Source organism: Aeromonas intestinalis (genome assembly GCF_054052485.1).
Window position 1 is genome coordinate 54751 of sequence record NZ_JBSTYK010000021.1, and the last position, 13079, is coordinate 67829.

A 13079-nucleotide genomic window follows, 5' to 3' on the forward strand; every position below is an offset into this window, starting at 1 on the left:
CGCCCTCCCCATCAGCCTTGGCCGCCTTAGCGGACGGCCATTCTAAGCGGGGGCAGGGCCCGTTATAATGTCTCCTCATTTTCATGGGGGGAGCCTGCCGTGCCACATGACGACGAATACTCACTCTTCCTGCAGGAGGTCGCCGATGTGCGACCCCTTCGCAGCGACCAGATAGCACCTCAACGCGGCGACAGCGCCCCGACCGAGGCTCAGCTCGCGCGCCGCCAGGCCGCCAGCGCAGGCCCGCTACCCCAGGACATGCTCAGCATGGAGGCCATCACGCTGCTGGATCCCCACGACATCGTCGGCTTCAAGCGCGACGGCGTGCAGGAGGGGGTCTACAAGAAGCTGCGGCTCGGCAAATACGAGCTGCAGGCCAGCCTGGATCTGCACCAGAAGACCCTCAACGAAGCACGTACCGCCCTGGCGCAATTTATCGCCGATTGCGAGGTGCGGGACATCCGCTGCCTGCTGATCCTGCACGGCAAGGGGGAGCGCAGCACCCCGCGCGCCATGCTCAAGAGCCATGTCAGCGCCTGGCTGCCGCAACTGCCGGCGGTCATGGCCATGCACAGCGCCGAACGCCGCCACGGCGGCAGTGGCGCCCTCTATGTGCTGCTGCGAAAGAGCGAGCGCAAGAAGGCCGAGAACCGCGAGCGCCACCAGAAGCGCCTGCCCTGAGATCCCGAAAGTGGCAAGGCACCCGACGCCGGTGCTAGCATCATGACGCCCCGATCATGCCAGGTACGGGGTGCATACTCTCAGGGACGATAACAAGGACAATCCCATGTCATATCAAAAGCTTGAAAAACATCAGCAACAGCTGCACCGACTCTCCCATCTCTCCGCCATCTGCGGCTGGGATCAGGCCGCCATGATGCCGGAAGGGGGCAACGAGGCGCGGGCCGAAGCCATGGCGGAACTTGGCGTGCTCATGCACCAAAAGCGCACCGCTCCCGAGCTCGGCGACTGGATAGCCAAGGCAGAGAGCGAGAACCTGGATGCGACCCAGCGCGCGAACCTCGCTGAGATCAAGCGCCACTGGCAGGATGCGAGCCTGCTGCCGGGGGAGCTGGTGGAGGCGCTCTCCTTGGCCGGCAGCAAGTGCGAACACGCCTGGCGCCGCCAGCGCAAGGAGAATGACTGGGCCGGTTTTTCCCCGAATCTCAAGGAGGTGGTGAAGCTGTCGCGGGAGGTCGCGACCTTGCGCGCCGAGGCGCTGGATCTGCGCCCCTACGACGCCATGCTGGCGCTGTATGAGCCCGGCATGACCAGCGCGCGGCTGGACGGCATCTTCGGCGATCTGACGAGCTGGCTGCCCGATCTCATCCAGCGCGTGAGCGAACAGCAGAAGCGCGACACCCTGTTGATCCCGCAAGGCCCCTTCCCCATCCCGACCCAGCAGGCGCTCGGCCAGGAGGTGATGGGGCTGCTCGGCTTCGATTTCGCCCACGGCCGGCTCGACGTGAGCAGCCACCCGTTCTGCGGCGGTGTGCCGACTGACGTGCGCATCACCACGCGCTACAACGAGGGCGAATTCGTCTCCAGCCTGATGGGCATAGTGCACGAGACGGGGCACGCCCGTTACGAGCAGGGGCTGCCGCGTGACCTGCTCGGCCAGCCGGTCGCCGAGGCGCGCTCCATGGGTATTCACGAGAGCCAGAGCCTGTTCTGCGAGATGCAGCTCGGCCACTCCCCGGCGTTCCTGTCGCTGATAGCGCCACGCATCCGCGCCCACTTTGGCGATCAACCGGCACTCGATCCCGCGAACCTCGTGAAGCTGTACAACCGCGTCGAGCCCGGCTTTATCCGGGTCGATGCGGACGAGGTGACCTACCCGGCGCACGTCATCCTGCGCTACGAGCTGGAGCGCGATCTGATGGAAGGGCGCATCGAGGTGGCGGACATCCCCGAGCTGTGGGACATGAAGATGCAGCAGTGGCTCGGCCTGTCGACCAAGGGCAACTACCAGAATGGCTGCATGCAGGACATTCACTGGACGGACGGGTCGTTTGGCTACTTCCCGAGCTACACGCTCGGCGCCATGTACGCGGCGCAACTGCGCTTCGCGCTGGAGCGGGAACTCGGCGACATGGGCGCGCTGATCTGTGCGGGCCGTCTGCCGGAGATCTTCGCGTGGCTCGGTCGTCACATCTGGTCACAAGCGAGCCTGCACGACACGGACGAACTCGTGCGACGCGCGACCGGCGAGGCGTTGAATCCACAGTGGCTGCGCCAGCATCTGGAGCAGCGTTATCTGAAGTAGCATCTGAAATAACCTTTGCCCAGATGCAACAACGGCGCCCCGACCGAGGGCGCCGTTTTTTATCCCGCTTTCCCGCGGGAGCCCGCCGCCGATTATTTTTCCTATCCCTGTCCGTTTTTGGCTAGTCAGCCCCCGCCTCCCCGCTTAGTCTCAGGGCATGAACAGAGCCTCTGGAGTTGTCACCATGCAAATCGAGCATCCAAGCGAACAGGACGAGATAGTCCCGGGCCTCACCCGCGAGCAGTGTCACGCCGCCCGCCTCGCCCGGGATGCACGCTTCGACGGCCGCTTCTTCACCGGCGTGCTCTCCACCGGCATCTATTGCCGCCCCATCTGCCCGGCACGCGCCCCTCACGAGCACAACGTGCACTACTTTCGCTTCGCGGCCGCCGCCGAGCAGTACGGCCTGCGCCCCTGCCTGCGCTGTCGGCCCGAGCTGGCGCCGGCGCAAGGGGGGGATCTGCCCGCCATCGTCACCCGGGTGCTCTCGCGCATCGAGCGCGGCGAGCTCGCGGACAACACGCTCGGCGCGCTCGCAGCCGAGGCGGGCATCACGGAGCGCACGCTGAGGCGCCAGTTCGAGCAGCATCTCGGCGCCTCGCCGAAACAGGTGGAGCAGACGCGCCGCCTGCTGCTCGCGAAACGGCTGCTGACGGAGACGCCGCTGCCTGTCACCGACATCGCGTTCGCGGCCGGCTTTGCGAGCATCCGCCGCTTCAACGATGCGTGGCGCCACGCCTATGGCCTCTCCCCGAGCGCACTGCGCAAGCAGGAGAACAAGGGCCCGCAACCGATGCAGGAAACGGGCGCTGCGCTCACCCTGCAACTGCCCTATCGGCCGCCGTTCGATGTACAAGCCATGCTGGCGTTCTACCGGCTGCGCGCCATCCCGGGGCTGGAGCGGGTGGACGAGCAGGGTTATGAGCGGCGCCACAGGGTCGGCGAGCAGGAGGGGTGGATCCGCATCGAGCCCGGGGTGGGCAACCAGCTGCGGCTGACCCTGCGCGACCTCCCCCCGGGGGCGCTGCCAGACATCCTGTATCGGGTGCGCCGCATGTGGGATCTCGATGCGGACATGGGGAGGATCGGCGAGCACCTAGGCCAGGATCCGCACCTCGCGCCGCTGCTGGCGCGCTGGCCCGGGGTGCGGTTGCCGGGGGGCTGGGACGAATACGAGGTGATGCTGCGGGCCATCGTCGGCCAGCAGGTGTCGGTCAAGGGCGCCATCACCATCATGGGGCGGTTGGTGGCGCGCACCCTTGCGCAGTTTGGGGTCAGCGCCCTGCCGACCCCGGCGCAGCTGTGTGCGCTCGATCTGGACGGCATCGGCATGCCCGGCAGCCGCATTCGCACCCTGCGGGGGCTGGCCCGGGCGCTCGCGAGCGGCGCCATCACCCTGGCATCGGCGAGCAATGAACAGTTGCTGGCGCTGCCGGGCATAGGCCCCTGGACCATAGCCTACTGGCGGCTTCGCACCGGCCAGGATCCGGACGCCTTCCCCGCCTCGGATCTGGTGCTGCAAAAGGCGCTGGGGGGCGGCGTCAAGCTGCCGGTCAGGAAGGTGGAAGCCTTGAGCCACGCCTGGCAACCCTGGCGCGCCTATGCCGCAAGCTGGCTGTGGCATGCCATGAGCGAGCAACCAGCGCTGCTGGTATCACGGGACAACGAGGAGACAACATCATGATCCGCTACGACTTTCTGGACACCGCCTGCGGCCCGCTGCTGGTGGCCATCGACGAGACCGGCCTTCGCCACGTGGACTTCGTGGACGGCCTGCGCCCCCTGCCCACCCGGCCCGAGTGGCGGCAAGACAAGGAGGCGCTCGCCCCCTACCTGGCCGAGTTTAGAGACTACTTCGCGGGCAGGCTGCAACGCTTCACCCTGCCGCTGGCCCCTCGGGGCACGCCATTCCAGCAGGCGGTGTGGCAGGCGCTGTGCGACATCCCCTACGGGGAGACCCGCAGTTACGGCGAGATAGCGATCGCCATCGGCAAGCCGAGTGCGAGCCGGGCGGTGGGCGCCGCCAATGGCCGCAACCCGCTGTCGATCATCGTCCCCTGCCATAGGGTGATCGGCCAGAACGGCAGCCTGACCGGTTACGCCGGCGGCCTGCCCATCAAGCAGGCGCTGCTGAAACTCGAAGGCATCCCGTGCTGAACAACCCCCCTGAGCCGGGCTCCCCATCAGGCCTGCTGACCCGTGACAAGGGCGAAACAGCGTGAAGTGAGTGGCTGTGTGCGCGGCAGCAGGTGTTGATGCGGGCTCAGCCCTATGCTTGAAGGGGTGAGGTCGGGATGACCTCCCCCGTCTCGAACAGCTTGTTCAACACGCAAGGGAGAGAGCAGATGAAATTCATGCATGCAGTCGTCCTCTCGCTGTCAATGCTGCTGGTGGTCGGCGCCCCCTCTTGGGCCAGCGCCGACACCATGGTGATGACCCGGGCCGATCTCAAGTGGAAGGAGATGGGCAACGGCATCGCCGCCGCGCCGGTGTCCGGTGACATGGCCAGCGGGCCGAGCCGCTTCTTCCTGAAATACCCGGTCGGGCTGGTGACCCCCAATCATCACCACGATGCGGATCACTATGTGACCCTGGTATCGGGAGCCATCACCCTGACGGCAGGAGGCAAGGCGCACCGCCTCGGCCCCGGCGACTACTTCGCCCTGACCGACAAGGCGCCCCATGCCGCCAAGGTAGAGGGCAAGGAGCCGGCGGTATTCTTCATCCAGGCGGATGGCCCCTGGAATGTGGTGATGGATAAATAAACGTGTGAACGGCGGCGGGCACCCTCGGGGCCCGCCGGACTCCGCCATCTCTATTTCCTCGTCCTGGCTGCCCCAGCCGAACTTGATGCCCGCCTCAGCGCCGGGTTGCCAGCCAGCCGTGAAAGCCGAGCGCCTGAAAGTAACGCAGCCCCGCGCTGAACCCTGCCTCTTGCAGCAGTCGCTGCAACTGTCCCTCATCGAGGGGAATGAAGTCGTCGGCGAGGCGCTGCATCATGCGCTCGCTGGCCGCCAGCGGCAGACCCCCTAGCCGCGCCTGCTGTCCCATGACGGCCCGCTCCATCGGCTCCGCAGCCGTCATCAGATCCGCCAGCAGCAGCGGGGAGCCAACCTTGAGATGGCGGGAGATATCGGCAAGCAACGATGACTTGGTATTTTCATCCATAAAATGCAGCACCAACAGACAGAGTGCGGCGTCGAAATGTTGTGAGGCAGTGGGTAATTCCCCCAGATGCCACGTGATCCGCTCTCCCATCCCGGCCTCGTCGGCCCGCTGACGCGCCTGGGCCAGCATGTCAGCCGAAATGTCCTGGGCGACAAAGTGCCAGCGGGGGCAGAGCCTGCCGAGCAGCAGCAGCTCGCTGCCGGTGCCCACCCCCACCAGCAGCACCCGCGCCTCCTGCCCGAGTCTTGCCATCAGCTGGGCCGCGCTCAATTGATGCAGCAGCTCATACCCGGGCACCAGCAAGGGTATGCGCTGGTCATAGGCCAGCGCCCCCGCCCCTTCAAATCGTTCCGCCATCTCGCGCTCCTTGGTTGAGCCCCCTTGATAAGGGCTCTAGCCGGGAGAAGGTAAAGCCCTGTTTGGGGTGGCCACGACGCGCCATGTCTACTTGTCGTCCCGTAGGGCTTCATAGCGCAGGCAAGGGAGTTAGCTGTTTCGCTCCCGCAGCACCGGGTTGAATACCCGCTTGCTGGAAGGGGGATTGGCCGCGAGTTTCCCGGCGGGGCGGCGGGGGCGCCTCACCAGCTCGCCGCCGCAGTTCGGGCAGATCTGATGCAGGTAACGCTCGTTGCAATCGCTGCAGAAGGTGCACTCGAAGGAGCAGATAAGCGCTTCACTGCTGCCGGCGGGCAGATCCTTGTCACAACACTCGCAGTTCGGTCTGAGTTCCAGCATGGGCAACCTCTCGATCAATGGGAAAAGGGTCAGTCGACGATAAAGAGGCGGGCACCCCGCTCGGTGAAGGAGCGGTGAGGCTCGGCGTTGTCCGCCACCTGATAGCTCATCCCGGCGCTCAGGGTGAAGACGCGGCCATCTTCCAGCTCGGTGTGCAGCTCCCCTTCCAGACAGAACAGTACGTGGCCCTTGCTGCACCAGTGATCCGCCAGATAGCCGGGGGAGTACTCCACCATCCGCACCCGCATGGGGCCAAAATGCTGGGTGTGCCAGCGGGCAGTCCCCTTCTCCCCCAGGTGTTCAGTGGGCGGGATCTCGGCCCAGTTCGTGGTGCAAAAAGGCAGATTGTTGATTTCCATGGAAGATCCTGTGTCGAGTGAATTTTCTAAATAACCAGGACGCCATCCCGGCGCCCGAAGGACGATGATCAGCCGATGCGATGCCTGCTCAAGAATGTCTCCACCAAATCGAGCACCTCGGCCTCCCGCTCCCGATGAGGCACATGGCCGCAATCGGGCAGCAGCGCCATCTGCGCCGCCCCGCTCACCCCGCCCGCGATGGCGCGGGGAAAGGCGGCCGAGCCGAATTCATCTTTCTCGCCGTGGATGGCGAGCACGGGACAATGGACATCGGCGAGACGCGGCGCGAGGGACCAGTGGCGAAACGCCGGGCTGAGCCAGACCCCCGTCCAGGCATCCAGCACCCAGCGGGCCCGCTCGCCATGCCATCTTGTGAGGCGCACCAACTGCGCCTCGTCTTCGAAGCCTTGCTTGGCCACCCGTATTCCATCCAAAGTGCGCTCCTCCACGAAGGCCTGCGCAGACTCGCTGATCACGGCAAGGCAGCCACTGCTGGGTCGGGAGGCGGCGGCCAGCGCCATGGCGCCCCCCACACTGTGGCCGAACAGCAGGTAGTGGCCAAGGCCGAGGGCCTTGATGAGGGTGGGCAGATAGAAACGGGCCTCATCGTCGATAAAGCCCGGCTTGGCGGGCTCAGTTTGTGGCGAGGATTGGCCGAAGCCGAGGCGATCGTAGGCGATGACGGGGCGCTGCAGGCGGGTCGCCAGGGCGGCGGGAAAGTCCCGCCACTGGGCCACGGAACCGAGGGCGTCGTGCAGCAGGATCAGCGGGGAGTGGTCTGTACCGGCGGGGCGCCATTGGCGCACGAAGAGGCGTCCACCCGGGACGCGAATAAACTGCTCCGTGACGCTCAGCGCCGCGCTTTCTTCGACTTCCATATCGCATATCCTGGCTCGGGATGGGGTGAGGAGGGTTAGCCCGTTGCCCGCGCATCCTGCGCCAGCCAGCCCCCCTCATCGGAGCCCCCAACATGCCCTCTCCCGCCGCCAGGCGCAAGCCTAGCGTTTCAGGCTGCCCATCACCTGCATCTCGCAGCGTTTGCAGTCAAAGCGCAGCCGGAAACTGTCCTTGCCCATCTTCAGCTCCAGCGGCTCGGGCTTGAGGCCCGGCACCTCCTTGGGGCAGAGGTTCTGGCTGTAGCGGATGCAGTGCTTGGTGATCATCAGCACCACTTCTCCCTCCTCCTTGTTCGCCTCATAGGCGGGGGCGATGCGCTCCACCCCGTGCTCGCGAAAGAACTCCTCGGCGGCTTTGTTCAGCACGTTGCCAAGGTAGGAGAGCCGGTGCTGGGGATAGGTGACATCCCGCAGCGGGATGCGCCGCTCCGGGCGCTGGTAGGCGATGAGGCGCGCCGCCTCCAGCGCCGCTATGCCGTCCCGGCGCAGGCCGTTGAGCATTGACGCGGCAAGGAACAGGGGGTTGGTAAACACCAACTCCACCTTGCGGGCCACAAACAGGGTGTTGCCAAGCTTGGCGAGCTGATCCCGCGCCTGCTGCAGCGCCCGCTCCGGGTTGTCGGCAGGCCGCTTGTCGCAGACGAGCGTCACGCTGGCCTCGATGCCCTGCTCGTCGACCAACGTGAGTCGTACCCCTTGCTCGCACTCGGACAAGCGCATGTCCACCCGGATGCGACGATCGCAGCTCGGCTTTTCCAGCAGCTTGCTGAATACCTGGTCGTGGTTGCGGTAGATCTCGGTGCCCACCTTGAGCCCAGCCATGGTTTCGGAGAGGAGCAACTGCTTACTCCCGCCCTTGCTTGCCACCTTGTTGAGGCGCATCCCCATCAGCTCGCCCCCCGGCTTGAAGAAACCGAGACCGTCGCCGTTGTTGAGGATGAGCCCCTGGCTATCCAGCGGACGCCCGTCTATCTCTATCCCTTCCTTGCTGACGCGAGTGACCCGGCCCAGAGGTTCCCCCAGGTATTTCGGGCTGCGGGGGGAGTCGATATCCGGCTGGCGACCGTGGAGGAAGTAATCGGTGGCACCCCGGTTGAAGCTCTTCTTCGGATCCGGCGTGAAGCCATAACTGCAGCGACCGGCGGAGCTCGCCACCAGATCCGGGCGCTTGTCCAGGATGGCGTCCAGCTTCTGGCGATACCAGGCGGTGACGTTTTTGACGTAATCCAGCCCCTTGAGGCGTCCCTCTATCTTGAAGGAGCGAATGCCCGCCTCGATCAGCGCCTCCAGGTTCGCGCTCTGATCCATGTCTTTCAAAGAGAGCAGGTGGCTGTTTTCCACCAGCACCTCCCCATCCGGCTTTTGCAGGGAGCAGGGCAGCCGGCAGAGCTGGGCACACTCCCCCCTGTTCGCGCTGCGGCCGGTGCGGGCATAACTGATGTTGCACTGACCGCTGTAGGAGACGCACAGGGCCCCGTGGATGAAGAACTCCAGCTGAACCGAGGTCTGGGCGCTGATGGCTCGGATCTGCTCCAGCGACAGCTCACGGGCCAGCACCACCTGGGAGAACCCCACATCCTGCAGGAATTTCACCTTCTCCGGGGTGCGGTTGTCGGTCTGGGTGCTGGCGTGCAGGGCGATGGGGGGGAGGTCCAGCGCCAGCAGCCCCATGTCCTGCACGATGAGCGCATCGGCACCGGCTTCGTAGATCTGGTGGGTGAGACGCCTGGCCTGCTCCAGCTCGTGGTCGTGCAACAGGGTGTTGAAGGCGACGAACACCTGGGCACCGAAGCGGTGGGCGTGGCGCGCCAGCGCCTCTATGTCTTCGAGGGAATTGCCGGCGGCGCTGCGGGCGCCGAAGGCGGGGCCCCCCATGTAGACGGCATCGGCGCCATGGTTGATGGCCTCGATGCCGTAGGCGAGGTTCTTGGCCGGGGCCAGCAGCTCCAGGCGGTTATGATGGGTCTGATCGTGCATGGCGTCCGGTTCGAAGGGCTGCAAATGGCCGCCACTCTAGCGACTGCGCCCCCTCCCTGCCTTGATCCCGCTTAAGATCACCGCAGAATGCAGGATTGGATCAGCCCCATGTCAGCTCCCCTCATCCCCAGCCCTTCTCCCACGAGGGAGAAGGGAGCAGATAGATTTCGGTGGCTACACAGATGCTGGGCGTTTCCTCAGATCACCACCTTCAGCGCCAACCCCAGCAGCACCAGGCCGCTGACCTTGTCGATAACGAAGGACTTTGCCTTGAGCCAGGCCAGCCACTGGATCGACCACGGGAGCGCGTCAGATCACCACCTTCAGCGCCAGCCCCAGCAGTACCAGGCCGCTGACCTTGTCGATGACGAAGGACTTTGCCTTGAGCCAGGCCAGCACGGGACCACGGGAGAGCACCAGGGCCACCAGCACGTACCAGATTGCATCGATACCGCCGGCGGTGAGCATCATGATGCCGCCTTCCCACCAGCCGGTGTCCGCATGGACGAACTGGCTGAACAGGGCGATGAAGAAGATGGCGAGCTGGGGGTTCAGAAAGGCGACCATGAAGCCCTCGAAGACCCCCTGGCGACCACGCACTGCGTGGGCGTCCTCTTCCGCGGAACCGCTGGCAGGTTTGGCGAGCAGCGCCTTGATGCCGAGCCAGGCGAGGAAGGCGGCGCCGACGTAGCGAATGATGTCAAACAAGAGCGGGGTCTGGGTGATAAGCACGGAGAGGCCCAGCGCCGTGATCAGCGCATAGATGCCGACCCCGAGCCCGTGGCCGAGGGCCGTGACCACCCCGTGCCCCTGCCCGCCCTGCACCGTGTTGCGGATGATCAGCGCCAGACTCGGGCCCGGACTGATGGCCCCCATGAAACAGACCGCCGCCAGCGCCAACCAACTCGTGAATTCCATCACTGCCTCTCTTGAATGAAGATCAATACCGGCCCTCAGGGTAAGGGGGGCATCATCATGCAAGAAGTGAAAGTTATGAATAGATTTCATAGCCAATGGCTATGGTGAAGAATAAATATCTACATTTATTTAATACAAAGAACAATCAACTATCGCCGCTAGAAACGGCCCCTGCCCAGGGTCTTGCGGCTCTCGTCGACGGTATGTTGCAGGTGATCCCGCAGGAAAGGATAGGCCAGCTCCCGGAACCAGCGGTGGGCCGGGTCCTGATGATGGCGTTGGTGCCACAGCAGGTGGTACTGCTGGGGACGGGTGGCAAAGGGGAGATCGCAGAAACTGAGACCATGCTCACCAGCGAGTTGCCAGGCGATGTGGGCCGGAGTGGTCATCAGGCAGTCGGTGCGCAGCAGCACCTCCACCGCCGCCTGGAAGAAGGGCACCCGGGCAAACCAGCGGCGGGAGAGCCCCTGTGGCCCCAGCACCCGCTCCACCGGGCTGTCCTTGTCGCCGCCGCCGCTCACCTGCAGATGGGGCCAGGCGAGGTACTCCTCTAGAGATGGGGTGGTACTGGACAGGGGATGCTGGCGTCCCATCAGCATCACCAATCTGTCCTCCCCCTGATGCAGGCCCCGGATCTGATCCGGCACCAGATCCGTGATGGTGGAGACCAGATCCAGCTCGGATTGCCACAACTGCGGCAGTTGGCGCTTGTCCCACAGGCTGTATTCAAGGGCCGCCTGGGGAGCGGCCCTGGCCAGCGCCGCGCAGATATCCGGCAGGATATGCTGGGCCACGTAGTCCGAGGAGGCGAGACGAAACACCCGCTCGCAGCGCTCGGGCTCAAACCGGGGGGCCTCATAGAGCCTGTCCAGGGCACCGAGGGAATCCGCAAGCTGAGCCGCCAGGCTCTCGGCCCGCGGGGTCAGCAGCCAGCGCTGGCCTTCGCGCACCAGCAGCTCGTCGCCAAATTCGGCGCGCAGCTGGGTCAGCTGCTTGCTGATGGAGGGCTGGCTCAGGTGCAACAGCTCCGCCGCCCGGCTGATGTTGCGGGTCTCCAGCAACACCTTGAGGGTGGGCAACAGGTTGAGATTCGCTTTGTACACGGGATCACCTCGACGCGGGGGCGCTGGCCTGACACCAGGGACCGAAAACGCCATCTTACGGCAAGGCCGACGGCTTACTTAAGCAAAATCATCCTCTTGCCAGCCTTACCCCACCATATCGCCCACCGCCGGCATGACAGCCAGATGACACTGCTGGGCCCGTGCGGCATAATTTCGTCATCTGTGCCTGCGGGCCCTCCACGACAAGCGATCACAAGATGACCTACGCCAATATCACCGGCTGGGGCAAATGCCTGCCCCCCAGCGTGCTGACCAACGACGATCTCAGCACCATCATGGATACCTCGGACGAGTGGATCTATCCCCGCACCGGCATCAAGGCGCGCCGGGTCTCCCACGTCAGCACCCAGGCCCTCGCCACCCTGGCCGGGCGCCGCGCCCTCGCCTGCGCCGGCCTTGATGCCGCTCATCTCGACGGCATCATTCTCGCCACCGCCACCCCGGGCACCCTGATCCCGAACGGCGCCTCCGCGGTGCAACAGGCCCTCGGCGCCCACAAGGCTGCGGTATTCGATCTCAACGCCGCCTGCACCGGTTTCGTCTATGCCCTCTCGGTGGCCACCTCCCTGGTGCAGACCGGCATGATGAGCAAGGTGCTGGTGATCGGCGCAGAGCGTCTCACCCAGTTGCTGGACTGGGCCAAGCGCGACACTGCCGTGCTGTTCGGTGACGGCGCGGGCGCCGTGGTGATCGAGGCGAGCGAGCAGGAATCCGGCCTCATCGCCAACAAGATCGGCTGCGACGGCGAGGCCCGCGAGATCCTGCACGTGCCGAACTTCGGCACCGACCGGGTGCGCTTTGCCGACATCGACGGCTTGTTCACCTTCAACTTCGAGGGGCAGGAGATCTTCAAGCGCGCCGTGCGCGGCATGGGGGAAGCCACGAGCACGGTGCTGACCCAGGCGGGCATCACCCCCGAGCAGATCGACCTCATCGTCCCGCATCAGGCCAATGTGCGCATCATCGAGACCCTGGCCAAGCGCATGGACGCCCCCATGGAGAAGGTGATGGTAAACATCGAGCAGTACGGCAACACCTCCGCCGCCACCGTGCCCATCGCCCTGTGCGAGGCGCTGGAGCAGGGCCGGGTCAAGCCGAACAGCTATCTGCTGAGCGCCGCCTTCGGGGCCGGTCTGACCTGGGGCGCCGCCCTCATCAAGTGGGGAGAGCGCGTCACCCCCATCGGCCAGTGCGACGAGGCGCTGCCCCCCTGCGAGCAGAGCGCCCTTGAGCTGATCGCCCAGGCGGTCGAGGGGTGCCGGCAGGCCCGCGCGCAAGAAGAGTGAGCGCGAACGACCCTCAATCCATGAAGGAGCCTCTGGGCTCCTTCATCGTTTTTGCGCTCTTCTCCCCGCACCGCCTCCGGACCTCCTTGCTCTCTCCCAGCACTCCCCCGTCCGGGGCAATGACGGCCGCCGGGGATATAAAAGTCCTTGAAAAGCGTGAATTTTGAGCGAGAGATATCAAAAAATGAGCAAACAGTACTTTTTTCTCGTCAGATTGGGTCTTGGGGGTTCACAACAGGACGGGATCTGATAGTATGCGGCCTCGCACTTGGGGAGGGGTTCCCGAGCGGCCAAAGGGATCAGACTGTAAATCTGACGGCTCTGCCTTCGAAGGTTCGAATCCTTCTCCC

General features: G+C 65.0%; 13 protein-coding genes. 6 read left to right on the plus strand and 7 right to left on the minus strand.

Going from position 1 to position 13079, the window contains the following annotated elements:
- The first annotated feature begins 99 nt into the window (after positions 1-99).
- From smrA to ACW5W7_RS19865, 5 genes are all read left to right on the plus strand, one after another.
- Positions 100-681 carry a DNA endonuclease SmrA gene (smrA, locus tag ACW5W7_RS19845; RefSeq protein ID WP_456502811.1) on the plus strand — a complete coding sequence of 194 codons (582 nt, stop codon included), beginning with the start codon at positions 100-102 and terminating at the stop codon, positions 679-681.
- Between the two features lie 106 nt (positions 682-787).
- Positions 788-2266, plus strand: coding sequence for a carboxypeptidase M32 (locus tag ACW5W7_RS19850; RefSeq protein WP_456502812.1), 1479 nt, complete (start codon positions 788-790; stop codon positions 2264-2266).
- 184 nt (positions 2267-2450) lie between these two features.
- Positions 2451-3950, plus strand: coding sequence for an AlkA N-terminal domain-containing protein (locus tag ACW5W7_RS19855; RefSeq protein ID WP_456502813.1), 1500 nt, complete (start codon positions 2451-2453; stop codon positions 3948-3950).
- Positions 3947-4423: a methylated-DNA--[protein]-cysteine S-methyltransferase gene (locus tag ACW5W7_RS19860; protein WP_456502814.1), complete on the plus strand. Its 477-nt coding sequence runs from the start codon at positions 3947-3949 to the stop codon at positions 4421-4423. The genes ACW5W7_RS19855 and ACW5W7_RS19860 overlap by 4 nt, the downstream gene beginning before the upstream one ends.
- A 188-nt stretch (positions 4424-4611) precedes the next feature.
- Entirely contained in the window at positions 4612-5031 is a 420-nt protein-coding gene (locus ACW5W7_RS19865; RefSeq protein WP_456502815.1) for a cupin domain-containing protein, read from the plus strand.
- A 94-nt stretch (positions 5032-5125) separates the two neighbouring features.
- Here the strand turns inward: ACW5W7_RS19865 and ACW5W7_RS19870 are convergent, their stop codons facing one another.
- From ACW5W7_RS19870 to ACW5W7_RS19900, 7 genes are all read right to left on the minus strand, one after another.
- Positions 5126-5791: a class I SAM-dependent methyltransferase gene (locus tag ACW5W7_RS19870; protein ID WP_456502816.1), complete on the minus strand. Its 666-nt coding sequence runs from the start codon at positions 5789-5791 to the stop codon at positions 5126-5128.
- A 129-nt stretch (positions 5792-5920) separates the two neighbouring features.
- Positions 5921-6169, minus strand: coding sequence for a DUF1272 domain-containing protein (locus ACW5W7_RS19875; protein ID WP_456502817.1), 249 nt, complete (start codon positions 6167-6169; stop codon positions 5921-5923).
- 29 nt (positions 6170-6198) lie between these two features.
- Positions 6199-6528: a DHCW motif cupin fold protein gene (locus ACW5W7_RS19880; protein ID WP_349921252.1), complete on the minus strand. Its 330-nt coding sequence runs from the start codon at positions 6526-6528 to the stop codon at positions 6199-6201.
- A gap of 68 nt (positions 6529-6596) precedes the next feature.
- Positions 6597-7406: an alpha/beta fold hydrolase gene (locus ACW5W7_RS19885; RefSeq protein ID WP_456502818.1), complete on the minus strand. Its 810-nt coding sequence runs from the start codon at positions 7404-7406 to the stop codon at positions 6597-6599.
- A 120-nt stretch (positions 7407-7526) separates the two neighbouring features.
- Complete coding sequence (locus ACW5W7_RS19890; protein ID WP_456502824.1) at positions 7527-9401, minus strand: peptidase U32 family protein; 1875 nt, start codon at positions 9399-9401, stop codon at positions 7527-7529.
- A gap of 309 nt (positions 9402-9710) precedes the next feature.
- Positions 9711-10319 (minus strand): LysE family translocator, encoded by a 609-nt coding sequence (locus ACW5W7_RS19895; RefSeq protein WP_456502819.1) that lies wholly within the window; start codon positions 10317-10319, stop codon positions 9711-9713.
- A 158-nt stretch (positions 10320-10477) separates the two neighbouring features.
- Complete coding sequence (locus tag ACW5W7_RS19900; RefSeq protein ID WP_456502820.1) at positions 10478-11422, minus strand: LysR family transcriptional regulator; 945 nt, start codon at positions 11420-11422, stop codon at positions 10478-10480.
- A gap of 218 nt (positions 11423-11640) precedes the next feature.
- On the opposite strand from ACW5W7_RS19900, the gene ACW5W7_RS19905 reads away from it, so the two are divergent.
- The gene (locus ACW5W7_RS19905) at positions 11641-12729 is read left to right on the plus strand and encodes a beta-ketoacyl-ACP synthase 3 (RefSeq protein ID WP_456502821.1); all 1089 of its coding nucleotides are present in this window, start codon (positions 11641-11643) and stop codon (positions 12727-12729) included.
- Positions 12730-13079: the final 350 nt, after the last annotated feature.